This is a genomic window from Gemmatimonadota bacterium (assembly GCA_026706845.1).
GTDB lineage: Bacteria > Latescibacterota > UBA2968 > UBA2968 > UBA2968 > VXRD01.
In genome coordinates this window covers 14,090-39,783 of the sequence record JAPOXY010000253.1, presented here as the reverse complement: position 1 = coordinate 39,783, position 25,694 = coordinate 14,090, and the positions used below count along the sequence as shown (strand labels likewise).

Here is a 25,694-nt window from a genome sequence, read left to right as displayed (position 1 = left end):
ATGGTGATTTGACGCGCACAGTGACAGCGAATTACGAAGGGAATCGAGAAGATGACTTCACCTACTTACAGATCGATGTGAATCAGATGCCCGAAGGGATTTATCAATTGACGGTATTGGCAAAGGACAAGCAGACAGATCAGACGGATAGAAAATACGCCTATTTTCGTATCATAGAATAAAAATATGGGCGGTTCGACCCATCTCGTGCTGGCGCGACTGGTTGAAGACGAAGAGATAGATTTAGACGACGTGGCGCGATTGCGTGAAAAACTCAAGCAACGCAAAGGAGACACATCATGATCGGCATACCTGTACTGGAACCCATTGCCATCTTTCTCCTTGATGCAACTGTCAAGACCACCCTCTTTATGGGGCTTGTGCTATTTGTCGTGTGGCTTCTGGGCACGCGACAGGCAGCAAAGCGCAGCTTGCTTTTGAACTGGTGTCTTATTGGCGTGCTGGTCATTCCCATCGCGTCTTTGTGTATGCCTTCACTGCGATTTCAATTTGATGCGCCGTCGCCACCTTCGGAACCGGCTCTTCCGTCTCCCCAACCTGTAGTTGTCCCTGAGACGCCTCTGGCAAAACCCTCTCCTGTGTTGAAGCAACAAAAGGTATCTGACAAGGCTTTGTCCTACGATGTTGAATTGTCTCAAGACTTCATATCTCCCCCGCCTGCCCAGATTGTTTTCGCCAAAAATGCTGAGACAGAATCGGTCAATTGGACGACCTATATACTGAACAAAATCACTTCAGCACATGCTTTATATGGTGTAATGGCGGTCTATGCTATTGGTGTATTGGTCTTATTGACTCGTATAACCTATTGTCTGATATTGGTTTGTACGTTTCGTCGATCTCTATTACCCTGTGATGACAAACAGCTTCAAAATGATTTGCAGGTCTTTAAAAAACAACTGGGTATTCGGCGATCTGTCGCACTCGCCGTCAGTGACCAAATCGGTAGCCCAACCCAGATTGGACTCTTGAATCCAGTAGTCGTATTACCCACGCCTATGGTCGAAGCGCGAGATCAGTTGGAATCGATTTTGATTCACGAACTCATTCACGTAAAGCGATGGGATTGCTTGTATCGTCTGCTGGCAATGGTGGGCATGGCGTTTTACTGGTTCAATCCCCTATTCCACCGCGTCAGGTATCTGCTTTTTGAAGTTCAAGAACAAGCCTGCGATGATTGGACTGTAACTACAACCGGCAATTCTGCAAGCTATGCGGATACGCTTCTCACTGTGGCGACCCAACTACAACCTCGTCCTGCGATGGCTCTGGGCATGGACATGGCACGCAAGGCTCAGGTCATGGATCGAGTCAATCGCATTATCACTTTGGGTGGTCATGTGACGCCGCGCGTTGGTCGCGTATCGGCACTTGTAATAGCAGTAGTATTTATCGGTGGAGCGATAGTCATCGGCAGCTTGACCACTTCAAAGGTCGATCACAATGCTCCAAAGGTGGTGTTTGAAGGTGGTGTTGCTGTAACCGATACCAGCAAAGTGTCACATTATGCGCTTCCACTAAAAATGCGCGATGGGCGCAGATGGTGGCACGGCAGCGATGGACTTTATTTGCAAGATGGAGGTACGTGGCAAAAGTTCACATTTCCAGAGGGTGGTTCATTAGTGAGCATCAGTGCCTTTATGCAGGCGCACAACGGCTCCCTGTGGTTTGCCGGGGTATATAATGGTCGTCCGGTTATCGCAAACTTCAATGGAAAGATATGGCGGATATGGGATAACAAAACAGGTTTGGGAGAACAAGGTGTCGGATCAAAATTTGCCGAAGATTGGGAAATTTGAAGGCTGGCAGGTCGCGGGGCCACAGGCTACTTTTGAAGTCGCTGCAAAAGGATATGCACAAACCGCGCTAACAGTTGAAAACGCAGTCGAAGGCCAGATAGATATAGCTTTGAAAAAGGGGATAACCCTGCGCGGTCGCGTTGTCGATGAATCCGGCCAACCCGTTGCAAGGGCACGCGTTGCCTTTGGCCGCCCCCCGATGCCTCGTGCTAAATATACAGCACCACCTCCCCTCCCCTTTCACCGCAATACCTATACCGATACATCGGGTTTATTTACTTTAGAAAATATAGATGTAGATAAAGGTCATATCTGGGTAACCCATCCAGATATCGGAATTATGAATCAGCAAATTGTATCTACCGATACAATAAAGCTCAAAATTGACGACGAAGGTCAAGCAGTGATGGATATAGATATCCCGGTGAAGCGTTTCCGTGTGTATTCTGTTTCAGGCGTGGTATCCCTCAAAGAAGACTCTGTAGAAGGGCTGGAAATCAGGGCTTTTCCAGTTGAAAGATCAAATGATATTACTTATCCAAAAACAGACCATACAGATGCCAATGGTGTATATCGCTTAGACGACCTGGCGCCGGGGGAATATCGCATTTTAGTGAGTTTACTCAAAGAAAGGGAAATAGACGGACGCGCGAAGACAATATATTATCCTGTTCAATCTCAGACGCTGATAGTCGAAAACCGCGATATAACGCGGAACTTTGACATCCAGAGCGATGTGTACTCTGTTTCAGGTGTGGTATCCCTGAATGACGGTTCTATAGAAGGGTTAAAAATCATGGCCTTTTCAGCTAAAAGATCAAGCGGTCGTATTTTTCCGAAAACAGACTATACAGATGCTAATGGGGCATATCGTTTGGACTATCTGGAGCCGGGGGAATATGGCATTCTCATGAGCGGGCCCAAGCCCGAAGAAGTGGAAATAGATGGTCACATGATAACAATACATCACTCTGGTCAATCTCGGACAGTAGTAATCGAAGACCACGATGTGACACTAAACTTTGAACCCCTGGGTGATGCGCGAATTACCGGTTTTGCAACTTACAACGGACAGCCTGTTTCAGATGTCTATGTAAGCACCCATATTTTAGCGGATGATCCTGAAAATATTGCCTCATTAGGCGGTACTGAAACAGACAAAGAGGGACGGTTTGGATTGCGCGGTCTGCCTTCTGCGCGGATTGCCATCGGGTTTCACAAAATGGACCGTCCCGGTGCTGGTGGAAAACGCTGGAGCAAAGTCGATACGATTGATCTAACAAATAAAAAAGAATTGAGTTATATGGCGGAATTAGAAATGGAGGAACGCAAGACTTTGAGCCTGGGAGATATGGCACCCGAATTTGAGGCCAAACGGTTGGATGGATCAACATTCCGGCTCGCGGATTACCGGGGCAAAAAAGCCGTGTTGATCGACTTTTGGGCAACGTGGTGTGGTCCCTGCATCGATGAAATTCCGACAATTAAAAGAATTGCTGAAACATATCGCGATCAGGGCCTGGAAGTCGTGGGCGTGAGTTTGGATCGCGAAGAGAAGGCACTGCGAGATTTTGTGGAAAAAGAAAAGCTGAGCTATGTACAGGTATTTGACAAAGAAAAGGCGCGAGCAATTTCAAAATCCTACGGCGTATGGGGCATCCCATCGGCATTTCTGGTAAACCAAAATGGTGTCATCAACGCACCGGATCTACGCGGAGACCGCGTTGAAACTGCTGTGAAGGCGTTATTGACCAATGGGCCTATTCCAGCTAAAAACTGAGCAGACAGATAGGAAATACGTCTATTTTCGTATTGTAGAATAAATGAATAATATTTCTCGGATTGTGTCCTGATCTTCACTCCACCCTCTCTGCGCCATTGACCGCTGAACAAATGTAAAGCTCAGGCGTCAAACCAGTTTTCCCTGGATACCGCTCATTTATCGCATCTGACAGGGCTGGCACAGCGTCTCGTTCAACGATATTCACAGTACACCCTCCAAAACCCGCGCCAGTCATCCGCGCACCGAGCACCCCCGGAATATTTAGAGCGATTTCCACCAGCAAATCGAGTTCTTTGCCACTCACCTCGTAATCATCTCGCAAACTCTCGTGGGATGCGACCATCAACTGTCCAAATCCCGACAAATCCCCTTTCTTGAGCAATGCGACCGCCCGCTGCGTGCGTTCATTTTCTGTTATCACATGGCGGCACCGTTTCAGAACTATCTCTGGCAGCACACCACCATAAACATCCAGCGTCTCTATCGGCACATCGCGTAGCGCCCTTATATCCGTCCCCATCGCCGGTGCGAGAAGCGAGACCCCGCTTTCACAGGCAGACCGCCGATCATTATACGCCGAATCCGTCAGCCCGCGCGTCACGCCCGAGTTGCAAATCACAATCTGCACATCATCGCCAAAAAGAGGGACAAGCTCAAACGAGAGATCGCGACAATCGAGAAACAGCGCGTGACCTGCCCGGCCATTTGCCGAGATAAACTGATCCATGATCCCACAATTGACACCCACAAAATGATTCTCAGCGCGCTGTCCCAAAAGCGCCAGATCAGGTCCGCTTATTTCAATGCTGTTTAACACAACAATTCCCTTCCCCACCGCCATCTCCACAGCAGCCGAACTGCTCAATCCCGCTCCCATAGGCACATTGCCCACAATCGCCGCATCAAAACCACACAGAGGATGCCCGAGTTTTTGAAACTCGCGCACCACTCCCTTTGGATAATCTGCCCAATAGCCCTGTGCCTCCAACACATCATCGGCCCGGAACTCCGTCACCTCTTCGTGCATCACCGAGTAAATCCGCACCCGCGAATCAATTCTCGACCGTGCAGCAACAACCACCCAACGGTCAATCGCTGCGGGAAACACAAAGCCCTCATTGTAATCCGTGTGTTCCCCAATCAAATTGACGCGCCCCGGTGCCTGCACAACGACATCCGCTTTTCCCTCAAAAACCGATACAAAAACGTCTCGCGCCTGTGTGATAATAGGATGCACCATTGAACTACTCCTGCCGATCAACCCGCATAACTTTTCGCATCGCCCACCGGATCTCCTCCGCTGTCATATCCGGATCTGAGGGATTGATGAGATTACCAAAAATATCTGCACCCACCACATGTTTCCGCAAACCGGGTCCCCGCAAAAGCGACGTAATGTGAATTTGCATGTGATAACCGCGCTCCACGCCATCTGTCGGAGCCTGCATCAATGCCAGAGTGTAGTGATACGGCGCGGCAAATAAACCGTCTAACCCGCCGAGAACATCGCGCAATCCCGCAGCCAGGTCGCGCCGTTCTTCCCCTTTCAAATCCAGCAGACTCGCAGCATGTGCCTTTGGCACAATGATCACATCGTAGGGAAATTGTGCTGCAAACGGAACATAAGCCAACATCTGGGGGCGATCAATGAGAATCCGTCGCCCATCCCCAACTTCGACGCGATTGGCATCGCACACAAAACAACGCCCCGTTTTCTCGCGATGGGATTCAAACATAGCCAACTGTGGTTTCACCATCAGATCGGGAATCTCGCAATACGCATAAACCTGTCCGTGCGGATGCGGTTGAGAATTGCCCATCACTGTGCCTCGGTTCTCAAAAATCAGCGGATACGCAATCTCAGGCACTTTCCCCAACCGGTCGTAAATCTCTGCCCATGCGTCAATCACCTGAACGAGCGCATCTAAGGGTAGCGTTGACAAGCGCTGGGCGTGATTGGGCGCATAGACCACAACCTCGCACACGCCCTGAGATGTGCGCGAGAGATAGGGCCCCAATTGCGTCTGCGTTTGATAGGCGTCCAATACCAGCGTGGGAAAATCGTTCTCAAATGTCCACACACCCTTATAATCTGGATTCACATCACCCGACGTTCGCGTATTTCCGGGGCAGAGATAGCATTCGGGATCATAAACCATATCATCTGAGCCCTCCATAGACTGCGTTTCTCCGCGCCAGGGCCTGTCTGCGCGGTGAGCGGCAATATTGACCCACCGATTCCAAAAAGGATTGAATCTTTCCTCCTGCACAATCCGATACCCATTGGGATGAAGCCGATGCCAGTGATAGGCGGATGCCAGCGTCTCGTGTAGTGTTTCTCTCGCAGCCCATCCCATATCGCGCTGAATGCGACTCGCATCGGCAATCAACGTAGCGGGATCGCCGCTTCGCCGCGGTCCAATCGCTTCGGGAATCTCATGACCGGTTACTTCGCGCGCGGCTTCTAAAATCTCCCGCACGCTCACGCCCTGCCCCCTGCCGAGATTGTACGTCGCAGACTGTCCCCCCGCCAACAATATATCCAGGCTCTTAATATGTGCATCTGCCAATTCCACCACAGAAATATAATCTCGCACAGCCGTGCCATCAGAAGTTGCATAATCATCACCAAATACGACCATCTTCTCGCGCCGCCCCAAAGCCACTTGCAAAACAATGGGGATCAAATGCGTCTCGGGATCGTGATCTTCGCCGATCAACCGCGAGGAATCGGCTCCTGCGGCATTAAAATAGCGGAGAACAACATATCTTCCACCAGCCTCTCGCTCGGCATAGAGCAGCATGCGTTCATCCATCATTTTCGTAATGCCATAGACATTCGTGGGAATTTTTAGCAGAGCAATATCTTCTTCGGAGAGTTTGAAAGCGATATGTTTTTTATACCACCCCAAAAGTGTCTCAAAATCCACCGCAGCGGGCATCAACTGGCTTTTCTCAAAGCCGCCATCCGCGATCCAGTTCCGCTGATAATTTTCCTTCAGTGGAATGTGTTCTGCGCGGGGTTCGCCATACGTCGCCGCCGTAGATGATTTCACTAAGGGAACTCCCTTGCCCACATCCAACAAATTCTGAAAAGCAATCACATTATTCTCAAAATACCTGTACGGTTCCTCCTGGGATTCTTTTACCAGCGTCCTGGCGGCAAAATCGATAATGCCGCAAAAATCGTATCTCTCAAAAACAGAGGCCAGAGCACTGCGATCGAGCAAATTGACATGCTCGAAACAAAATTGCTCTGGCCCATACACCCGTTCAAACAAGGTGACAACTTCCCGGTGTCCCGTTGACAGATCATCCAGCACCACAACCCGGCGATGGTCTTCCAACAGACGCCGAACCGCGTGACTACCAACATATCCTGCCCCCCCCGTCACCAAAACAGCGTCCATCATGCTTGCTCCTCTATAGAACGGTGTACAACGGGCTGTTTCCCAAGCCCGTTCATCTGAAAAACATCACTTTGCACACAAATATACACATTGAACAAGCAGAGATTGAACTATTTTCACAACGCGATATATACCTTGCATTTGTTTTGAACTTGACATCTCGCCCTAAAGGTCTTATTTTTCTGCATATAGACAATACACAGCTCTTTAATGTATTATAACGTGTGTAAAAAAAAGTCTATCTCGAAACCCACTGTTGGACTCCGAGATAGACTTTTCATTTCATGGGATATTATTATGAATCGCGTTTATTTGACCAAAAATGGGTATGAGAAAATTCGAACTGAGTTGATCCGTCTGCAAACCAAAGAGCGACCAACTGTCATTGCGGCGATAAAAAAAGCGCGTGAGTTTGGCGACCTGAGCGAAAACGCCGAATACCATGCAGCCAAAGAGCGGCAGGCATTTCTCGAAAAGAAAATTGCCGAATTGCAGACAAAACTCACGAACTCAGAAATTATCGACGAAAGCCAAATCCCCAAAGACAAAGCCTATCTGGGCGCGACGGTCAAATTACAGGACAAAAAAAATGGCAGAGAAATGCAGTACACACTGGTCACCGTAGATGAAGCCGATTTTGACCAGAAAAAAATATCGACAGCATCTCCCATTGGCAAAGCTCTGTTGGGCAAACGCGTCGGCGAAGTTGTCGATGTGCAAGTGCCTGTCGGCATACTCACTTATGAGATACTCGATATCTCAAGAGACTGAATTTTTTATACAAACCAAAAGGCGACATTATCAATGTCGCCTTTTTTTATTTCTGCAGATGTCGATTTGCCCTTTAAACAATGTATAGACAGTCAAGCATCTTTTTTGTTTTCTTCTGCAACTTCCTCTTCTTCAGCAGAAGCGTCAGACTCGGTTTCCTCAACATCGGATTCGATTATCGCGTCATCGGCCACCAGTTCAATCAAACACAATTCGCTGCTATCACCTCGCCTGGAGCCGAGCTTGAGAATACGCGTATATCCGCCACCTCGCTCGGCAAATGAGGGACCAATTTCTTCAAATAACTTTGTGAGCACCACCTTATTCTGAATACGCCGCAAAACTTGACGCCGCGCATGCAAGTCGCCACGCTTGGCAAAAGAGATCAATCGTTCAGCCACGCCGCGCAATTCTTTCGCCTTTGGCAGTGTGGTGCGCACCTTGCCGTTGGCAAACAGAGATGTGGCCATATTGTTGAGCATGGCTTTTTTGTGGCTCGCCGTGCGATTCAGCTTTCTGCCCCTTTTCCCGTGCCTCATTGGTTTCCTCGTTAAAATTCGTCGTCCAAAATCGAGATGTGGTCAGATTTGGAAGCGACGTCTTGATATTTGCTCACATCAATGCCAAAGGCAATGCCCAAATTTTCGAGAATAGCTGTCAATTCATTGAGCGATTTGCGTCCAAAATTGCGGAATTTGAGCATTTCGTTTTCCGTCTTTTGAACGAGATCTTCAAGTGTTATAATATTGGCAGCTTTTAAGCAATTTGCTGACCGCACCGACAATTCCAACTCATCTACAGGCATCTTGAGCAGTGTTGCAATGCGGCGCGTTTCCTCATCGACTACTTCTTCCAATTCTTCTTCTGGTTCTTCTTCAAAGTTGATAAACAACTCGAGGTGATTTTTTAATATTCTCGCTGCATGAGCCACCGCATCGTCGGGTCGCACAACGCTGTTTGTCCAAACAGCCAATGAAAGTTTATCGTAATCGGTCTGCTGGCCCACACGCGCATTATCGATTTCATAATGCACTTTTCGGATTGGGGAAAAAGCAGCATCCAACACAATGGTCCCCATAGGCTGGTCTGCCTGTTTGTTTGCTTCTGCCAGCACGTAGCCCCGACCTTTTCCAACGGTGACTTCCATGTCGAGCACACCGTCTTTGTCGAGTGTTGCAATATGCAAATCGGGATTCATTACTTCGACATCGGCATCGACTTGCAAATCGCCAGCCTTGAGTTCTCCGGCGCCTTCTTTTTTTACGTATAGCAATTTGTCTTCATCTGTATGCACGCGCAGGCAAACTTCTTTGAGATTTAAAACGATTTCGGTCACATCTTCGAGGACACCTTCAACCACGGTAAACTCGTGCTGAATTCCTTCAATTTTCACGGCCTTAATCGCAGCCCCCTCAATGGAGGAGAGCAAAACGCGGCGCAGTGCATTCCCAATCGTAGCACCAAACCCGCGCTCAAGAGGCTGAACACTAAACAGGCCGTAATTATCACTCAGGCTTTCTTCATCGATCTGTACAAATCGAGGCATTTGAAAATTTTTCGCGTTCATAAACAAAAGCTCCCGGTGCGCGTCCATTACTTGGAGTAAAGCTCAACGATGAGTTGCTCTTCAACTGGCGTTGGTATATCATCTCGCTTTGGATATTCTACAAGCGTACCGCTCAAATTCACTTTATCTACCGAAAGCCAGGCCGCTTGACCTGCATCACCAGTGCGCTTGAGTGCATCGTGAATGAGTTGCAATTGACGACTTTTTTCCCGTACCTGCACAGTGTCTCCCGGCGAAACCTGGAATGAAGGAATATCTACGGTTCGTCCATTGACAGCGATGTGGCGATGTCTCACGAGTTGCCGCGCCGATTTTCGAGATGGCGCAAAACCCAGGCGATATATCATATTGTCCAGACGACATTCGAGCATCTGCAAAAGCAACTCACCCGTCACACCCTTTCTGCGAGCGGCTTTTGAATAATACGTGCGAAACTGATTTTCCAACACGCCGTAGATACGTTTTGTCTTTTGTTTTTCACGAAGCTGAAGCGCGTATTCCGACGGCTTTCGACGCATATTTTGTCCATGCATGCCGGGCGCATAACTTCGTCGGTCAAATGAACATTTGTCCATTTGACATCGCGCACCTTTGAGAAACAACTTCATGCCTTCTCGGCGACACAATTTACAACTCGGGCCAGTGTATCTCGCCATTCAATATCTCCTGTTTTCTTATGTTAAACGCGGCGTCGCTTAGGCGGGCGGCACCCATTGTGCGGAATTGGCGTAACATCTTTGATCGCTGAAATTTCCAATCCAGCCCCCTGTAGCGACCGCACGGCGGCTTCTCGCCCAACGCCAGGTCCTTTGACCCAGACTTCCACCCGGCGCAAACCCATTGCCATGGCTTCTCGCGCCGCATCAGTGGCAGCCAACTGAGCAGCATAGGGCGTACTTTTTCTCGACCCCTTAAAACCGACTTTTCCCGTTGATGACCAGGAAATAACTCTTCCTTCACGGTCACTTAGAGTGACAATAGTATTGTTAAAACTGGCATTGACGTGTGCGACGCCATGAGCTTCAACGCGTCTATTCCGTCGTCTCCCTCTTCTGACTGCCAAACGACGCCTCCTTTGATTGTCCTGCTTTAGCTATACGGTTCGTCTGCGACTGCCAATACCGGGGTTGCTTTCCCTTGCGCGTCCTCGCATTGGTGCGCGTCCGCTGCCCTCTCACCGGCAAACCGCGACGCCATCGCAAACCGCGATAGCATCCAATATCCATCAATCGCTTGATGTTCATCGCAACTTCGCTCCGCAGGTTACCTTCAACCTTGTACTCGCCTTCGACAACTGAGCGCAATTTGGTGACTTCCTCGTCAGTCAAAGCATCTACGCGCGTATCAGGCGAAATCTGCGTCTGTGTTAAAATTTTTTGTGACGTGCTCAAACCAATGCCCAAAATATATGTCAACGCAACTTCCACGCGCTTTTCTCTGGGAATATCTACACCTGCAATTCGGGCCATGCGATTGCGTCTCCTATGAGGTTATCCTTGTCGCTGTTTGTGTCGCGGGTTGACTTTGCAAATCACGCGCACAACACCGCGTCGGCGAATGATCTTGCAGTGATTGCAACGACGGCGAACAGATGATTGAACTTTCATAAATAAATCTCCAGCATTCTGAGTAAATCAAGCTCGGCGCCCTCGAATACGGCCTTTCTTCATAAAACCGTCGTAGTGACGCATCAGCAAATGCGATTCAACCTGCTGTAAAGTGTCGAGCGCCACACCGACCATAATCAACAAACCCGTACCGCCAAACACTTGTTCGAGTCCCGGATGAACCCCCATAGAATTAATAATAAAGTATGGGCCAACGGCTATTGCAGCTAAGAAAATCGCACCTGGCATGTTGATTCGCGTAAGCACCCGATCGATAAAGTCCGACGTGCGTTTGCCCGGTCTGACACCGGGAATAAATCCGCCTTGCCGTTTCATATTATCAGCGAGATCAATCGGGTTAAACACAATGGCGGTATAAAAGTAAGCAAAGAAAATAACCAGCAATGAGTAAATCGACCAGTAGGGTAATGACACCCAGGACATACTCGGCGTAAAAGCAGACGCGAGATTTTGCATAAATTCATTATTAGGCGCAAAGCCAGCCATTGTCGCAGGTAAAAACATAATGGCCTGAGCAAAAATAATAGGCATCACGCCAGAAGTATTGACTTTGAGTGGTATATGCGTGCTTTGCCCACCATATACCCGTCGTCCAACGACGCGTTTGGCGTATTGTACCGGAATTCTACGCGTGCCCTGTGTTATGAGTACCACCAGAGCAGTCAGGGCAATAACAATAATTAAAACAGCTATTTCGATTAAAATTGGTTTATCATTGGTCACAAAATCCCGATATTCCTGCCGCACGACAAAAGGCAATGCCGCAATAATGCCAATAAAAATGAGTAGCGACATTCCGTTGCCAATACCGTGTGCATCAATTTGTTCCCCCAACCACATGATCAACACGGTTCCGGCAGTAATTGTCAATACAGTCAACAGCCGGAAGCCCCATCCGGGATAGAGTACAACCGAAAGCCCGGTCTCTGGCGACTGAAGGCTCTCGAGGAAAAAACTCACCCCCAGGGACTGCGCCGCAGCCAGTGCAACTGTGCCATACCGCGTATATTGAATGATCTTTTTTCGCCCCGCTTCACCTTCTTTTTGCAACTTTTGAAGAGATGGCACGACAGCACCCATCAATTGAAAAATAATGGATGCACTGATATAAGGCATAATACCCAGTGCAAATACCGTCGCACGGGTAAATGCCCCACCTACAAACATATCGTAGAGACCAAAGATCGTTTGGCTGGTGCCTGCAAAAAATTCCCCCAGAGCAACCCGATCTATTCCGGGTATGGGAATCTGCCCTCCCAGGCGATATATCGCCAGAATACCCAGCGTAAATAACACCTTATATCGCAGTTCCGGAATTTTAAAAACGCTCTTGACGCTCTCGAGCAACACCGCCTCCTCTCAGCTGAGCTCAGTCAGCTTTGGTCTCAACATCTCCGCCAGCTGCAAGAACTTTTTTTTCTGCCGCAGCTGATATCGCCTGAACCCGAATCTGCAATGGTACAGAAATTTCGCCTCGCCCCAAAATTTTTACAGGGCGTTTTGTAGAGGCAATCAAACCCGCACCTTTTAGCACTTCGGGAGTAATCTCACCCGAAAACTCCTTACCTGCCAAATCGTCGAGATTTACGACCTGATAGGTCACCCGAAAAGGATTGTTAAATCCAACTTTCGGCAAGCGCCGGTGCAGGGGCGTTTGTCCCCCTTCAAATCCGACTTTGCGCTTGGATCCCGAACGCGCGCGCTGTCCTTTGTGCCCTTTACCCGCAGTTTTGCCTTTTCCGGAGCCGGGACCAATGCCCAAACGTTTCTTTTTACCAGTTGCCCCTTGGGGCGGAGAGAGATTCCCAAGTTTCATTCTCGCATCCCGTGTTTCAAGTTTCTTCAACTTTGACCAGATGTGCAACAGCCGCCAGCATGCCGCGCAATTGGGGAGAATCAGCGTGTTCCACAGTATGCCGAATGCGGCGAATTCCCAACGCATCGAGTGTTCGTTGCTGCTTTTTCTGTCGCTTAATTGCACTGCGAATTTGTGTAACCCGCAGTGTTTTTTGATCGCCCATCACTACCCCCGTACAGAAACCAATTCGGATTCTTCTACGCCTCGCAATAGTGCAAACATTCTCGCATCTTTCAACCGCGTTAATCCTTCCATTGCGGCTTTAACGGCATTCTGCGGATTTTGAGACCCCAATGACTTCGTCAGCACATTTTGAACGCCAGCCAGCTCCAAAACCGCACGCACACCGCCTCCTGCAATAATTCCCGTGCCGGGCGCAGCGGGTTTGAGCAAAACGCGAGAAGCGCCAAACCGTCCAATAACCTCGTGGGGCAATGTTCCATCAACGACCGGCACGCGCACCAGATTCTTTTTTGCATCGTCGGCAGCTTTGCGAATGGCTTCAGAGACTTCGCCCGCTTTCCCCATTCCAATCCCAACAATACCTTTTTTGTCACCAATTACACAAAGCGCATTAAAGGCAAAGCGTCGTCCACCTTTGCGAACGTGAGATACTCGTTTGATGCTGTTGTTGATGACGATTTCCGTCAGATCTAAACCCGTGGCTTCAATTCTGCTCAAAATCAACTCCTTAACATTAAAATTGCAACCCGCCTTCGCGTGCGCCTTCTGCCAATGCTTTGACACGACCGTGATAGAGATAACCTGCGCGGTCGAAAACAACCTGCGAGATTCCGGCTTCCTGCGCTCTCTCGGCCAATGCTTTACCCACTTCGCGACTTTTGTTGCATTTGCCTTCACTAGTTTGCAACTGGTCTTTGAGTTGCGGTGCATTTGAAGCTATGCCCATTAGAGAGCGTCCATTCACATCATCAATCAATTGCGCCTGAATATGTTTTAGACTCCTGAAAATCGTCAGACGCGGGCGATCAGCCGTTCCCAAAAGCCTCTTTCTAATGCGCATTTGACGACGCCTGTGCATCCTGGTCTTTTTAATATGCTTATCTGCCATTGAACAACCTCAAAATTTAAGCTACTGCTGCCTTGCCAGCCTTGCGCCGCACGTATTCGCCGCTATAGCGGATACCTTTCCCCTTATAGGGTTCGGGAGGCCGAATATTTCGGATGTTCGCCGCTGTGCGTCCCACGAGTTCTTTATCGGCTCCGCTAATTTTAACCAGCGCCTGGGAATTTTCGATCTCAGAAGGAGGCGCATCCACACTAAATTCAATTCCCTGAGGAGCTTCAACCATTACCGGATGACTGAACCCCACGTTGATGTCCAAATTTTTCCCTTTCATATCTGCGCGATATCCCACGCCAACGACAACCAGTTGCTTCTCAAAACCAGCTGTCACGCCCTGAACGGCATTTGCCAACAAAGCACGCGTGAGGCCCCAAATAGCTTTGTGATGCCTGTCTTCGGGATCTTGCACTGTGACAGATAGGGATTCACCCTCTTGCACGACCTGCGTGAGCGGATGTAAAGGTACCTGTAAAGCCCCTTTAGGACCTTTTATTTCTGCCTCTGTTGCTCCAATTTTCACATTGACGCCCCCTGGAACGTCAATCGGCTGTTGACCTATTCTCGACACAATGCACTCCTTCTATGCCTCTACCAGACGCTACAAATAACTTCGCCGCCAACGCCTTCTCTACGCGCAGTTCGATCTGTCAAAATACCTTTTGATGTCGATAAAATAGCGACACCCAATCCATTGAGTATTCGAGGAAGTTCGTCTTTACCCACATATTTTCTCAGACCGGGGCGACTTTCGCGCTTCAACCCTTGAATCGCGCTTTCCTCGTCGGGACTATATTTAAGATAAAGGCGCAAATACCCCTGTCGATTGTCATCGATATACGCATAATTGTGAACAAAGCCGCTTTCTTTTAAAATGCGGGCAATCTCGCGCTTCATCCTGGAACTCGGAATATCCACCTTGCGATGTCCAGCGCAACAGGCATTTCGCACACGCGTCAACATATCGGCAATCGGATCCGTCATCATGTGAGCTTCTCCCTCAATTACCAACTGGCCTTTGTCACGCCGGGGATCTCACCGGCAAGGGCCAACTCGCGAAAACATATACGGCAAATACCAAATTTGCGCAAATAACCGCGTGGCCTACCGCATCTGTGACACCGATTATAACGGCGGACTGCAAATTTCTGTTTGCGCTTTGCTTTGGCAATCATAGACTTTTTAGCCATATTAGACCTGACCTCATGTTGATTTTTTTATTTAATCTTGATTTTGAAACGGCATGCCCATTTTGTTGAGCAGTTCAAAAGCCTCTTCATCCGTAGAGGCCGTGGTGACCAGGGTCACATCGAGACCGCGAATTTTGTCGATTTGATCGTAGTCAATTTCGGGAAAAATAATTTGTTCCTGAATACCGATCGTATAGTTGCCCCGGCCATCAAATGAACGCATTGAAAGGCCGCGAAAGTCGCGAATACGCGGCACAGAGAAATTGAAAAAACGGTCGAGAAATTCGTACATATGAGATCTGCGAAGAGTGACAGCACAGCCAATGGGTACACCCTGTCGCAGTTTAAAGTTTGAAACGGCTTTTCGCGCCCTGCGAATTGAGGGTCGCTGTCCAGCAATGCGGGTCAAATCTTCAACAGCATTTTCAATGACTTTGGCATTGAGAACAGCTTCACCAACGCCCATGTTTAAGACAATCTTTTCCAATTTGGGCACCTGCATGTGATTTTTATACCCAAATCTTTGGATGAGCGCAGGCACAACTTCGTTCTCATAGTATTCTTGTAATCGCGTTGCCATGTCGTCCTCGTTATTCAACTTCGGGAATTTGCTCACCGCTTTTTTGAGCGATCCGCACACGCGACCCATCATCGAGGCGCTGAATGCGAATCCTGGTCCGCTCATCGGTTTGTGAATCAACGATCATGAGATTGGACACATGCAAGGGCGCTTCCTTTTCCACGATGCCGCCTTGCTGATTATTGGGATTGGGTCGCGTGTGGCGCTTGACATTGTTGATCCCTTCCACCAGCACGCGTTTTTTCCTGGGCCACACATGCAAAACGCGCCCACGTTGACCCGTATAAACACCGCTTATCACCTCAACTTGATCACCCTTGCGAATCCTCATCTCAACACACTTACCTTTCTTTATATCACTTCGGGCGCCAAAGATACAATGCGCATAAATCGCCTCTCGCGCAACTCGCGGGCGACGGGTCCAAATATGCGCGTCCCTCGAGGTTCGCCTTCCGCGCTGATCAAAACAGCGGCATTGTCATCAAACCGAATATAGGACCCATCTGCCCTTCGCGTCTCTTTCTTTGTACGGACGATCACGGCACGCGCAACCTCACCGCGCTTTACACCACTGTTGGGCTGTGCATCTTTAACTGAAACCACAACAGTATCACCGAGTTTGGCATACTTGCGCTTCGTGCCTCCTAAAATGCGAAAACACATCACCTTGCGGGCACCTGTGTTATCCGCACAATTTAATACTGAATATTCCTGGACCATGTTCTCTCCACCTAATGCGCCTTTTTTATAATTTCTACCAACCGCCAGCGCTTGGTCTTGCTCAAAGGCCGCGTTTCCACAACCATCACCTCATCGCCGGCTCTGGCTTCATTATTCTCATCGTGCGCCGCCAATTTTGAACGTCTTTGCATAACTTTTCCATAAAGGGGGTGTGGCACCTGCCGCCGTACCTCAACGACTATTGTTTTATTAGACTTGTCGCTGACCACCAGCCCTACACGTGTTTTGCGGTGCCTGCGAGTTTCCACCATACACCGATTCTCCTTAAAAATTACGCATTGGGAAGTTCTCGAATGCCTAACTCGTGTTCGCGCAACACGGTTTTAAGCCGAGCGAGATCCTTGCAGGCATCTCGAAATGCAATTGGATTATCGAGCTGGCGCGTAGCCAACTGAATGCGGAGATTCACGAGTTCATCCTCTTGTTCAGCAATTCTTTCCCTTACATCGTTTGCAGTTAGATCTCGAATTTCACTCGGTTTCATTCGTCGTGTCCCCCGCGTTCTACAAAACGGACTTTAATGGGCAATTTCCGACTGGCCAATTTGATTGCGCGTTGCGCGCTTTCGCGTGGCACGCCCTCAATTTCAAACAGGATCCGCCCGGGTTTGATGACTGCCACCCAGTATTCGGGATTGCCCTTACCCTTGCCCATACGGGTCTCTGCTGGCTTAACCGTAAGGGGTTTATCTGGAAAAACGCGAATCCAAACTTTCCCACCGCGCCCCAAAGATTTGTTAATCGCCACGCGGGCCGCTTCAATCTGTCTGTTGGTAATCCATCCCGGTTCAAGAGCCTGCAAACCGTATTCGCCAAAAGAAATATTGGCTCCTCGAGAGGCCATACCTTTGCGACGCCCCCTCTGCTGCTTTCTCCATTTAACCCGTTTTGGCATTAACATAATAGCCGCTCCTGTCCCGACTTACGTTGGCAGATGGATGTCCTGACCCATTTTTTCTCCGTGACAGATCCAGACTTTTACCCCTACAGTACCCGATGTCGTATAAGCCGTAGATCTGGCATAGTCTATATCAGCGCGAAGCGTGTGGAGTGGAACGCGTCCTGCAGGCTCTGATTTTTCAACGCGAGACATTTCCGCTCCACCAAGGCGCCCCCCACAAACGACTTTAATTCCTTCAGCCCCCATGCGCACCGCTGAAGCAACGGCTTTTTTCATTGCACGGCGAAATGAGACGCGCTGCTCGAGTTGTCGGGAGATATTATCGGCGACGAGTTGGGCGTTGAGTTCTGGCCGCTTAATTTCATTGATGTTGATATAAATTTCTTTGCCTGTCAGGTGCTTTAATTCATCCCGCAATTTATCGACCTCTGCGCCTTTGCGTCCAATTACAATACCAGGACGAGCGGTGTGAATCGAAATTGTCACCCGCTTAGGAGCACGCTCAATGTCTATTTGTGCAACGCTTGCCCGCTGCAGACGACTGGTAATATATCGCCTGAGCATAAGGTCTTCCTGAAGCAGACTGGCAAAATCGCGATTGGCAAACCAGCGGGAACGCCAGTCTTTGACAATTCCCAACCTCACTCCGATTGGATGCGTTTTCTGGCCCAAAGTGACTCTCCTATTCCTCGTCTGAAATAATCAGCGTGATGTGGCTATATCGCTTGCGAATCATGCCAGCAGCACCACGTGGCTGAGGACGCAACCGTTTTAACGCAATGCCACCATCGACAAACGCTTCTTTCACAAAGAGCGCGTCTTCGACTGCGGATTCTTCTTCGCGGTTGACCGCATTTGCAACCGCAGATTGCAAGGTGCGCGCTACAATACGTGCGGCTTTTTTAGGTGTAAATTGTAGAATGTGGAAAGCTTCCTCCACATCTTTACCCCGCACGAGATCAACCACCTGTCGCACCTTGCGCGGTGAAATTCTTGAATAGCGCAATACCGCCCGAGCTTCCATTTAAAATTCCCGTCTCAAAATATCACTGTAAAGAAGTGGCGCGTTCAGTAGATCGACCCGCGCGCGCCCCCCGATGCGTACGCGTAGGAGCAAATTCACCGAGCTTGTGTCCAACCATGTTTTCCGTAATATAAACGGGGATAAATTTATTTCCGTTGTGTACAGCGAGCGTATGCCCCACAAACTCTGGCGCAATTGTCGATCGCCGCGCCCACGTCTGAATAACCCGCTTATTACCACCCTTATTCATTTGCTCAATCTTTTTTAAGAGACTCGGCTCAATAAAAGGCCCTTTTTTGATTGACCGTGCCATAAAATAATACTCCTGATTACCTGCGTCTCTGAATGATCATCTGGTCAGATTTATTTTTCTTTTTGCGCGTTTTATATCCTTTTGTGGGTTGTCCCCAGGGCGTCACCGGATGCCTGCCGCCTGTTGCTCGACCTTCTCCACCACCGTGAGGATGATCAATTGGGTTCATAGCAACACCACGCACTTTTGGACGTTTACCCAACCAGCGAGTCCGTCCAGCTTTTCCGACAACGACATTTTCATGCTCCAAATTTCCAACCTGCCCAATGGTCGCATAACACGATACCAGGACCAACCGACGCTCGCCAGAAGGCAGGCGGAGAGTTGCAAGATTGCCTTCTTTTGCCATCACCTGAATTTCAGCACCTGCCGAGCGACCGATCTGTCCGCCTTTTCCTGGCTTGAGTTCAACATTGTGTACATTGCTTCCCAGGGGGATATTTGCCAGAGGAAGCGCATTACCTGGCCTGATCTCTGCATCTGCACCTGAGGAAACCTCATCGCCAACGCGTAAACCAATCGGTGCCAGAATATAGCGTTTTTCACCATCGGCATAATGCAGGAGTGCAATGCGTGCCGATCGATTTGGATCGTACTCAATGCTATGCACAATTGCAGGCACACCAACTTTATCGCGCTTGAAATCAATCCGGCGATACTTGCGCCGATGTCCGCCACCGCGACGACGGGTCGTGATACGCCCCCGATTATTGCGTCCCCCAGATTTTTTATTGGGTTCAACAAGGGATTTTTCAGGCGTATCTTTTGTAATCTCTTCAAAAGAAGAGACTGTTTTAAACCGCAACGAAGGCGTTATTGGGCGAAATTTCTTAACGGGCATGAGTTATCCTTCAAAAAAGTCGATAATATGTCCATCAGCAAGGGTGACAACAGCCTTTTTCCAGTTGGAACGGCGCCCCTGAAACCGTCCAAGCCGCTTGATTTTGCCGTGCATTGTACTCGTGTTGACCTTTACGACTTCGACATCGAACATGGCTTCAACTGCACGCTGAATATCAACTTTGTTTGCACCACTGAGAACTTCAAATACATATTTGTTGTGATTTTCCTGCAAATTGGAAGCCCGTTCAGTAATAACGGGACGCCGAATAATCTGCTTAGAATTCTTCACGAGGCACCCCACAGAGCTTGAATGCGAGACACTGCACTGCGTGTGAGAACCAGAACATCTGCATGGACTACGTCATAAGTTGAAACTTGCGAAACGGGTAATACGGAAAGTCTGGGGATATTCCGACAGGATTTGACGGTATTTTCAGCGGTCCCATCCGTCAATAGCAATATCTTTTGTCCCTGGATTTCAAGCATTTGTGTCATTTGTGCCATTCGCTTTGTTTTGGGCACCTCAAGCTCAAAATCTTCCAGAACAGATATGGATTCGCCGAGTGCCTTTTGCGAAAATGCCGAGCGTATGGCCAGTTTTTTGACTTTTTTGGGCACCCGTTCCCGAAAATATCTCGGTCTGGGGCCATGAGCCACCCCACCACCGATCAATATAGGCGATCCAGCTGTTCCCTTACGGGCACGCCCCGTACCTTTTTGTCGGTACATCTTCCGTTTTGACCGATTGACTTCTGAGCGGGTTTTCGTCGAGGCATTGCCTTGCCGCTGATTGGTCAAATGCGCTTTAACGACATAATAGATCGCGTCAGCCGATGGTTCAATTCCAAAAATTGATTCGGGTAGCTCCATCGATCCAACTTCTTCACCTTCAAGATTGCAAACCCCAACAGATGCCATAATCGCTTACCTCAAATCAGTTGCGTTTCTCAATAACAACCGTAGCCCTTTTACCTCCTGGTACGGCACCTTTTAAGAGGAGTAAATTTTGCTCGGTATCTACACTCAGAACCTTCAAGCCCCGAACTGTTACCCTCTGATCCCCCATATGACCTGCCATACGCATTCCCTTAAACACCCGCGAAGGATTCGAACTTTGACCTATAGAACCAGGCGCGCGATGCCTGTCGGATTGTCCATGGGTTTTGGGGCCACCTCTGAATCCGTGGCGCTTGACACCACCCTGAAATCCACGACCTTTTGATCGAGCCGTAACATCGACAACCTCGCCTGCCTCAAACATGCTGACATTGAGAGTCTCGCCTATAGCATATTCGGAGACATCATCAACTCGAAATTCCACAAGGCCTCGATGGGGGTTAACCCCTGCCTTCTTGAAAATCCCCTGATCCGCGCGGTTTAACCGATTGGGCCGAATCTCATCGTACCCAACCCTCAATGCCATATACCCATCCGAATCCCAATTTTTGATCTGCACTATGGGACACGGTACAACTTCGAGAACCGTGACAGGCGTCAACATTTCTGCGTCGTCAAATGCCTGTGTCATACCGATTTTTTTTCCAATCAATCCCAGCATGACTACACCTTGATTTCAATATCTATACCCGCAGGTAGGTCCAGCTTCATCAGAGCATCTACCGTTTGGGGCGTTGAGTTGTGAATGTCAATCAGCCTTTTGTGTACGCGCATCTCAAACTGCTCACGCGATTTTTTATCGACATGTGGAGATCGCAATACCGTATAGAGCGAGCGCCTCGTCGGCAGAGGAATGGGGCCTGAAATAAGCGCCCCAGTCCGTTTTGCGGTCCGAACGATTTCTTCAGCAGATCGATCCAATGCGTTGTGGTTATATGCTTTTAGTCTAATTCTAATTTTTTGTGCAGGCACGAGGCATCCCCTTGCAGTTCTTATTCAACAATTTCAGTAATCACACCCGAGCCAATGGTTCGACCACCTTCCCGCACGGCAAATCGCAGTTCGGTCTCCATAGCGATTGGCGTAAGCAGTTCCACAGACATGGTCACATTATCGCCGGGCATGACCATTTCTATGCCCTCGGGCAACTCGACTTTGCCAGTCACATCCGTTGTGCGAAAATAGAACTGAGGTTGATAGCCGGTAAAGAAGGGTTTGCTGCGACCACCTTCTTTATCTGTCAGCACATAAACTTCGCCTTTAAACTTTTTGTGGGGGGTCACTGAACCTGGCTTGGCAACCACCATGCCGCGTTCAATTTCATCTTTGTCAACACCGCGAAGCAACAAACCGACATTGTCACCAGCCCTGCCCTCATCCAGCAGTTTGCGGAACATTTCCACGCCCGTAACCGTTGTATTGCGACTCTCGCGAATGCCCACAATCTCAACTTCCTCACCGACATTGACCACGCCGCGTTCTATGCGTCCAGTACCTACTGTACCGCGCCCCGTGATCGTAAATACGTCCTCAACCGGCATCAAAAAATCTTTGTCAATCTCGCGCACAGGCTCCGGAATATTTTCATCTACGGCTTCCATTAACTCCCAGATACAGGCACAATCTTCGGAATCGGGATCATCAGACTCCAAAGCTTTGAGAGCAGATCCCTGGATCACTGGCACATCATCGCCGGGAAAATCGTATTGATCCAGCAACTCGCGGACTTCCAGATCAACGAGCTCGAGCAATTCTTCATCATCGACCATATCGACCTTATTCATAAAAACCACGATAGAAGGCACATTGACCTGGCGTGAAAGCAGAATATGCTCGCGGGTCTGAATCATGGGACCATCTGCAGCGCTAACGACCAGAATTGCGCCATCCATCTGCGCGGCACCCGTGATCATATTTTTTACATAGTCAGCATGTCCGGGACAATCTACGTGGGCATAGTGCCGATTTTCCGTCTGGTATTCCACATGAGCCGTATTAATGGTGATTCCACGCTCTTTTTCTTCGGGTGCTTTGTCAATGTCATCAAAGGGCATAAAATCGGCAAGCCCCTTAGCTGCCAGCGTCTTGGTAATAGCGGCAGTCAGCGTGGTTTTCCCGTGATCAACATGCCCGATTGTACCGATGTTGACATGGGGTTTGTCCCGTTCAAATTTTTCCTTCGCCATGTTTTCCTCCTGAAAAGATCGAACGAAAATAAAAAAACGCGTTCGCTTAAGTTGCAAATACATTGACTGAAGAGAGAATGTCTTCAGCGATGCTCTGCGGCATTTCCTCAAATTTAGAAAATTCCATTGAATAAATCGCGCGGCCCTGTGTGATAGACCGCAACTTTGTTGCATAACCAAACATTTCACTCAGCGGCACAGTGGCCGAGATGACCTGTGCATCGGGGCGGTTGACAATGCCAACAATATGCCCTCGACGCGCATTCAAGTCACCCATAACATCGCCCATATAGTCTTCGGGCACAACGACTTCCACATCAAAAACAGGCTCCATAAGATAAGTTTTAGCCTTTTTGGCAGCCTCTTGAAAAGCTATTGAACCAGCAATCTTGAAGGCTATTTCAGAAGAATCGACATCGTGATAGGACCCGTCAAATAGCTCGACTTTAACATCATCTATTGGATACCCCGCCAGGACGCCACCCGTCATTGCCTCCTGAATTCCAGCCCGCACAGCAGGGATATATTCAGACGGAATTGCACCACCTGTAATTTTGTTCTCAAAAACAAGTCCTGTACCGGGCGCACTGGGTTCCAGGTTAATAACCACATGACCGTATTGACCCCGACCTCCACTTTGGCGGACAAAGCGCCCGTGAATATTTTGAACAGCGTTGCGGATGGCTTCTTTGTAAGTGACCTGTGGTTTCCCAACATTGGCCTCAACCCTGAATTCGCGTTTGAGGCGATCCACAATAATCTCCAGGTGCAACTCACCCATCCCTGAAATAATGGTCTGCCCAGTGTCTGGATCAATAGCTACGTGAAAAGTCGGATCTTCTTCAGTCAACTTGTTCAGCGCGACACCGAGTTGATCCTGATCAGCTTTGGTTCTCGGTTCAATTGCCACAGAAATCACGGGCTTGGCAAAATCCATTGATTCCAATATCACAGGCTCTTTTTCATCGCAAAGCGTCTCTCCTGTTGCTGTGTCTTTCAGCCCAACAACAGCAGCAATATCACCTGCGGACACCGCATTGATCTCTTCCCGCTTATTCGCGTGCATTTGCAACACACGACCGATGCGCTCGCGTTTGCCCTTGTTGGCGTTGAGAACATAAGAGCCTGTATTTAACTGACCTGAATATACGCGGAAATAAGTCAACCTCCCGACATAAGGATCTGTCATAACCTTAAACGCCAAAGCAGCAAAAGGCACTTCGTCGGAAACTGGACGAGAAACGCCAATGTCGAAATTTTTGAGATCGTGTCCCACAATTTCAGGCACATCGCGGGGCGAAGGCAAATATGCGACAATGGCGTCTAACAACCGCTGCACGCCTTTGTTCTTAAATGCCGACCCACAAAGTACTGGCACAGCAGCGCTGTTGATTACAGCCTGGCGCAAAGCAGATCTAATCTCATCTTCGCTGATATCTTCGCCTTCGAGAAATTTTTCCATCAAGGTGTCATCAAAATCGGAGACAGCTTCCAACAATTGCTCACGGCCTTCATAGGCGCGTTCTTCCAGATCCTTTGGAATACTATCTTCCGTAAACATGGTGCCTAAAGAATCGTCTTCGTAGGTTACGAGTTTCATCTTGATCAAGTCAATCAACCCCGTAAACATCTCACCGGACCCAACAGGCAACTGAACGGGAACAAAATTGGACGCCAACCTTTCACGCATCATCTCTACTACGCGGTCGAAATCGGCACCCGTGCGATCCATTTTGTTGACAAATGCAATCCGGGGCACTGAATATTTGTCCGCCTGACGCCAGACAGTTTCAGTTTGGGGTTCAACACCACCAACTGCACAAAATAGCCCTACAGCACCATCTAAAACGCGCAACGACCGCTCGACTTCAGCGGTAAAATCCACGTGTCCTGGCGTATCGATAATATTGATGCGATAGTCATCCCAAAAACACGTTGTAGCTGCCGACGTAATGGTAATGCCACGCTCGCGCTCTTGCGCCATCCAGTCCATCGTGGCTGCACCATCGTGCACCTCACCCATCCTGCGCAAAATACCCGTATAATAGAGAATGCGCTCGGTTGTCGTGGTTTTACCTGCGTCGATATGCGCCATAATCCCGATATTTCGGGTGCGCTCTAAGTCGTATTTTCTCGCCATCTTAGTCACTTACCAGCGATAATGCGCAAATGCGCGGTTAGCTTCTGCCATGCGATGCGTTTCTTCTCGTCGCTGCATTGCACGCCCTTGCCCATTTGATGCATCCATAAATTCACCGGCCAAACGCTGAGCCATCGTCTTTTCGCCTCGTTCTCTGGCAAATAAAATCAACCAGCGAATAGACAGCGCAAGACGTTCATCGGGACGGACTTCTTCGGGCACCTGGTAAGTCGCACCACCGACGCGGCGCGATCTCACCTTGACAACCGGTTTGACATTGTCAAGTGCTTTTTCAAAAATTTCTAAGCCGGAATTCCCACTGCGCTCTTCAACCAGATCAAGTGCCTCGTAAAAAATTCGTTCCCCCACACTCTTCTTGCCTTTGCGAAACAAGCAGTTGACAAAACGCGTCACCAACAGGCTGCTGTATTTGGGATCTGGGGCCAAGTGTCGTTTTTCCGCTCGCCGCTTTCGCATATTGGTAATCTACCTTCTTTTTAAAATAAAGGGGATACGCCACCAAGGTGGTATCCCCCATGTTTTATCGAATAATAAGCGCTTGAGATTAACCCGCTTTCTTAGTGCCGTATTTGGAACGACCCTGCTTGCGGTCTTCCACGCCAGTCGTGTCGAGTACGCCCCGAAGAATGTGATACCGAACCGAAGGCAGATCCTTGACGCGACCGCCCCGGATGAGTACCACAGAGTGCTCCATGAGATTGTGCCCTTCACCCGGAATATAAGCTGTTACTTCAAGGCCGTTGGTCAACCTGACACGCGCGACTTTGCGCAGAGCTGAATTGGGCTTTTTGGGTGTTGTAGTATAAACACGTGTACAAACACCGCGTTTTTGAGGACAGGCTCTCAGAGCAGGTGCAGAAGAACGCTTGCGCTTGGCTTTTCGCCCCTTCCGAACCAGTTGATTAATTGTGGGCAAACTCAACCTCCTTAATTATGGG

Annotated in this window: 38 protein-coding genes; 4 read left to right on the top strand and 34 right to left on the bottom strand. The window is 49.1% G+C overall.

Going from position 1 to position 25,694, the window contains the following annotated elements; translation table 11 throughout:
* The 3 genes from OXG87_22490 to OXG87_22480 form a co-directional block, all read left to right on the top strand.
* Positions 1 to 182: hypothetical protein (locus OXG87_22490; GenBank protein ID MCY3872323.1), on the top strand; the 182-nt coding region annotated here is incomplete at its 5' end.
* 117 nt (positions 183 to 299) lie between these two features.
* A complete protein-coding gene (locus OXG87_22485) occupies positions 300 to 1,820 on the top strand; it encodes a M56 family metallopeptidase (protein MCY3872322.1) in 1,521 nt (506 codons plus the stop codon).
* Entirely contained in the window at positions 1,783 to 3,600 is a 1,818-nt protein-coding gene (locus OXG87_22480) for a redoxin domain-containing protein (GenBank protein MCY3872321.1), read from the top strand. Before OXG87_22485 ends, OXG87_22480 begins: the two co-directional genes overlap by 38 nt.
* 76 nt (positions 3,601 to 3,676) lie before the next feature.
* Here the strand turns inward: OXG87_22480 and OXG87_22475 are convergent, their stop codons facing one another.
* On the bottom strand, positions 3,677 to 4,843 hold the full coding sequence (locus tag OXG87_22475) for a galactokinase (GenBank protein ID MCY3872320.1): 1,167 nt from the start codon (positions 4,841 to 4,843) through the stop codon (positions 3,677 to 3,679).
* Between the two features lie 4 nt (positions 4,844 to 4,847).
* Complete coding sequence (gene galT / locus OXG87_22470; protein ID MCY3872319.1) at positions 4,848 to 7,016, bottom strand: galactose-1-phosphate uridylyltransferase; 2,169 nt, start codon at positions 7,014 to 7,016, stop codon at positions 4,848 to 4,850.
* 294 nt (positions 7,017 to 7,310) lie between these two features.
* On the opposite strand from galT, the gene greA reads away from it, so the two are divergent.
* Positions 7,311 to 7,784: a transcription elongation factor GreA gene (gene greA / locus OXG87_22465; GenBank protein ID MCY3872318.1), complete on the top strand. Its 474-nt coding sequence runs from the start codon at positions 7,311 to 7,313 to the stop codon at positions 7,782 to 7,784.
* Positions 7,785 to 7,876: 92 nt separating this feature from the next.
* Here the strand turns inward: greA and rplQ are convergent, their stop codons facing one another.
* The 32 genes from rplQ to rpsL all read right to left on the bottom strand — a co-directional run bounded on the left by rplQ (position 7,877) and on the right by rpsL (position 25,672).
* On the bottom strand, positions 7,877 to 8,323 hold the full coding sequence (gene rplQ, locus OXG87_22460; protein MCY3872317.1) for a 50S ribosomal protein L17: 447 nt from the start codon (positions 8,321 to 8,323) through the stop codon (positions 7,877 to 7,879).
* Positions 8,324 to 8,334: 11 nt separating this feature from the next.
* The gene (locus OXG87_22455) at positions 8,335 to 9,351 is read right to left on the bottom strand and encodes a DNA-directed RNA polymerase subunit alpha (protein MCY3872316.1); all 1,017 of its coding nucleotides are present in this window, start codon (positions 9,349 to 9,351) and stop codon (positions 8,335 to 8,337) included.
* Positions 9,352 to 9,377: 26 nt separating this feature from the next.
* Positions 9,378 to 10,007, bottom strand: a complete 630-nt coding sequence (rpsD, locus tag OXG87_22450; GenBank protein ID MCY3872315.1) for a 30S ribosomal protein S4 — start codon at positions 10,005 to 10,007, stop codon at positions 9,378 to 9,380.
* Between the two features lie 23 nt (positions 10,008 to 10,030).
* The gene (rpsK, locus tag OXG87_22445; GenBank protein ID MCY3872314.1) at positions 10,031 to 10,414 is read right to left on the bottom strand and encodes a 30S ribosomal protein S11; all 384 of its coding nucleotides are present in this window, start codon (positions 10,412 to 10,414) and stop codon (positions 10,031 to 10,033) included.
* Entirely contained in the window at positions 10,383 to 10,820 is a 438-nt protein-coding gene (gene rpsM / locus OXG87_22440) for a 30S ribosomal protein S13 (GenBank protein MCY3872313.1), read from the bottom strand. The genes rpsK and rpsM overlap by 32 nt, the downstream gene beginning before the upstream one ends.
* 21 nt (positions 10,821 to 10,841) lie before the next feature.
* Positions 10,842 to 10,958 carry a 50S ribosomal protein L36 gene (rpmJ, locus tag OXG87_22435; protein MCY3872312.1) on the bottom strand — a complete coding sequence of 39 codons (117 nt, stop codon included), beginning with the start codon at positions 10,956 to 10,958 and terminating at the stop codon, positions 10,842 to 10,844.
* A 27-nt stretch (positions 10,959 to 10,985) separates the two neighbouring features.
* Entirely contained in the window at positions 10,986 to 12,326 is a 1,341-nt protein-coding gene (gene secY / locus OXG87_22430; protein MCY3872311.1) for a preprotein translocase subunit SecY, read from the bottom strand.
* A 22-nt stretch (positions 12,327 to 12,348) separates the two neighbouring features.
* Positions 12,349 to 12,795 carry a 50S ribosomal protein L15 gene (rplO, locus tag OXG87_22425; GenBank protein MCY3872310.1) on the bottom strand — a complete coding sequence of 149 codons (447 nt, stop codon included), beginning with the start codon at positions 12,793 to 12,795 and terminating at the stop codon, positions 12,349 to 12,351.
* A gap of 16 nt (positions 12,796 to 12,811) precedes the next feature.
* Positions 12,812 to 13,000, bottom strand: a complete 189-nt coding sequence (gene rpmD, locus OXG87_22420) for a 50S ribosomal protein L30 (GenBank protein MCY3872309.1) — start codon at positions 12,998 to 13,000, stop codon at positions 12,812 to 12,814.
* Positions 13,001 to 13,002: 2 nt separating this feature from the next.
* On the bottom strand, positions 13,003 to 13,518 hold the full coding sequence (rpsE, locus tag OXG87_22415) for a 30S ribosomal protein S5 (GenBank protein ID MCY3872308.1): 516 nt from the start codon (positions 13,516 to 13,518) through the stop codon (positions 13,003 to 13,005).
* A gap of 16 nt (positions 13,519 to 13,534) precedes the next feature.
* Complete coding sequence (rplR, locus tag OXG87_22410; protein ID MCY3872307.1) at positions 13,535 to 13,879, bottom strand: 50S ribosomal protein L18; 345 nt, start codon at positions 13,877 to 13,879, stop codon at positions 13,535 to 13,537.
* Between the two features lie 46 nt (positions 13,880 to 13,925).
* Positions 13,926 to 14,492, bottom strand: a complete 567-nt coding sequence (gene rplF, locus OXG87_22405) for a 50S ribosomal protein L6 (protein MCY3872306.1) — start codon at positions 14,490 to 14,492, stop codon at positions 13,926 to 13,928.
* Positions 14,493 to 14,512: 20 nt separating this feature from the next.
* Positions 14,513 to 14,905 (bottom strand): 30S ribosomal protein S8, encoded by a 393-nt coding sequence (gene rpsH, locus OXG87_22400; GenBank protein MCY3872305.1) that lies wholly within the window; start codon positions 14,903 to 14,905, stop codon positions 14,513 to 14,515.
* A 20-nt stretch (positions 14,906 to 14,925) separates the two neighbouring features.
* Positions 14,926 to 15,111, bottom strand: coding sequence for a type Z 30S ribosomal protein S14 (locus OXG87_22395; GenBank protein MCY3872304.1), 186 nt, complete (start codon positions 15,109 to 15,111; stop codon positions 14,926 to 14,928).
* Between the two features lie 31 nt (positions 15,112 to 15,142).
* Entirely contained in the window at positions 15,143 to 15,691 is a 549-nt protein-coding gene (gene rplE / locus OXG87_22390; protein MCY3872303.1) for a 50S ribosomal protein L5, read from the bottom strand.
* 10 nt (positions 15,692 to 15,701) lie between these two features.
* On the bottom strand, positions 15,702 to 16,022 hold the full coding sequence (rplX, locus tag OXG87_22385; GenBank protein MCY3872302.1) for a 50S ribosomal protein L24: 321 nt from the start codon (positions 16,020 to 16,022) through the stop codon (positions 15,702 to 15,704).
* 20 nt (positions 16,023 to 16,042) lie between these two features.
* Complete coding sequence (gene rplN / locus OXG87_22380; GenBank protein ID MCY3872301.1) at positions 16,043 to 16,411, bottom strand: 50S ribosomal protein L14; 369 nt, start codon at positions 16,409 to 16,411, stop codon at positions 16,043 to 16,045.
* 11 nt (positions 16,412 to 16,422) lie between these two features.
* Entirely contained in the window at positions 16,423 to 16,683 is a 261-nt protein-coding gene (gene rpsQ / locus OXG87_22375) for a 30S ribosomal protein S17 (GenBank protein MCY3872300.1), read from the bottom strand.
* 20 nt (positions 16,684 to 16,703) lie between these two features.
* Positions 16,704 to 16,916 (bottom strand): 50S ribosomal protein L29, encoded by a 213-nt coding sequence (gene rpmC, locus OXG87_22370; protein MCY3872299.1) that lies wholly within the window; start codon positions 16,914 to 16,916, stop codon positions 16,704 to 16,706.
* A complete protein-coding gene (rplP, locus tag OXG87_22365) occupies positions 16,913 to 17,332 on the bottom strand; it encodes a 50S ribosomal protein L16 (GenBank protein ID MCY3872298.1) in 420 nt (139 codons plus the stop codon). Before rplP ends, rpmC begins: the two co-directional genes overlap by 4 nt.
* Before the next feature lie 21 nt (positions 17,333 to 17,353).
* Complete coding sequence (gene rpsC / locus OXG87_22360; protein ID MCY3872297.1) at positions 17,354 to 18,004, bottom strand: 30S ribosomal protein S3; 651 nt, start codon at positions 18,002 to 18,004, stop codon at positions 17,354 to 17,356.
* 10 nt (positions 18,005 to 18,014) lie between these two features.
* Entirely contained in the window at positions 18,015 to 18,356 is a 342-nt protein-coding gene (rplV, locus tag OXG87_22355; GenBank protein ID MCY3872296.1) for a 50S ribosomal protein L22, read from the bottom strand.
* 22 nt (positions 18,357 to 18,378) lie between these two features.
* Positions 18,379 to 18,669 carry a 30S ribosomal protein S19 gene (gene rpsS, locus OXG87_22350; protein ID MCY3872295.1) on the bottom strand — a complete coding sequence of 97 codons (291 nt, stop codon included), beginning with the start codon at positions 18,667 to 18,669 and terminating at the stop codon, positions 18,379 to 18,381.
* A 16-nt stretch (positions 18,670 to 18,685) separates the two neighbouring features.
* The gene (rplB, locus tag OXG87_22345; GenBank protein ID MCY3872294.1) at positions 18,686 to 19,510 is read right to left on the bottom strand and encodes a 50S ribosomal protein L2; all 825 of its coding nucleotides are present in this window, start codon (positions 19,508 to 19,510) and stop codon (positions 18,686 to 18,688) included.
* Positions 19,511 to 19,513: 3 nt separating this feature from the next.
* Positions 19,514 to 19,801, bottom strand: coding sequence for a 50S ribosomal protein L23 (gene rplW, locus OXG87_22340; protein MCY3872293.1), 288 nt, complete (start codon positions 19,799 to 19,801; stop codon positions 19,514 to 19,516).
* Positions 19,798 to 20,430: a 50S ribosomal protein L4 gene (gene rplD, locus OXG87_22335; GenBank protein ID MCY3872292.1), complete on the bottom strand. Its 633-nt coding sequence runs from the start codon at positions 20,428 to 20,430 to the stop codon at positions 19,798 to 19,800. The genes rplW and rplD overlap by 4 nt, the downstream gene beginning before the upstream one ends.
* 16 nt (positions 20,431 to 20,446) lie before the next feature.
* Positions 20,447 to 21,070 (bottom strand): 50S ribosomal protein L3, encoded by a 624-nt coding sequence (gene rplC, locus OXG87_22330; GenBank protein MCY3872291.1) that lies wholly within the window; start codon positions 21,068 to 21,070, stop codon positions 20,447 to 20,449.
* Between the two features lie 2 nt (positions 21,071 to 21,072).
* Positions 21,073 to 21,381, bottom strand: coding sequence for a 30S ribosomal protein S10 (gene rpsJ, locus OXG87_22325; GenBank protein MCY3872290.1), 309 nt, complete (start codon positions 21,379 to 21,381; stop codon positions 21,073 to 21,075).
* Positions 21,382 to 21,401: 20 nt separating this feature from the next.
* A complete protein-coding gene (tuf, locus tag OXG87_22320; GenBank protein MCY3872289.1) occupies positions 21,402 to 22,595 on the bottom strand; it encodes an elongation factor Tu in 1,194 nt (397 codons plus the stop codon).
* A 46-nt stretch (positions 22,596 to 22,641) separates the two neighbouring features.
* The gene (gene fusA, locus OXG87_22315) at positions 22,642 to 24,735 is read right to left on the bottom strand and encodes an elongation factor G (protein ID MCY3872288.1); all 2,094 of its coding nucleotides are present in this window, start codon (positions 24,733 to 24,735) and stop codon (positions 22,642 to 22,644) included.
* A 9-nt stretch (positions 24,736 to 24,744) separates the two neighbouring features.
* Positions 24,745 to 25,212 (bottom strand): 30S ribosomal protein S7, encoded by a 468-nt coding sequence (gene rpsG, locus OXG87_22310; GenBank protein MCY3872287.1) that lies wholly within the window; start codon positions 25,210 to 25,212, stop codon positions 24,745 to 24,747.
* An 88-nt stretch (positions 25,213 to 25,300) separates the two neighbouring features.
* Positions 25,301 to 25,672 carry a 30S ribosomal protein S12 gene (gene rpsL / locus OXG87_22305; protein MCY3872286.1) on the bottom strand — a complete coding sequence of 124 codons (372 nt, stop codon included), beginning with the start codon at positions 25,670 to 25,672 and terminating at the stop codon, positions 25,301 to 25,303.
* Positions 25,673 to 25,694: the final 22 nt, after the last annotated feature.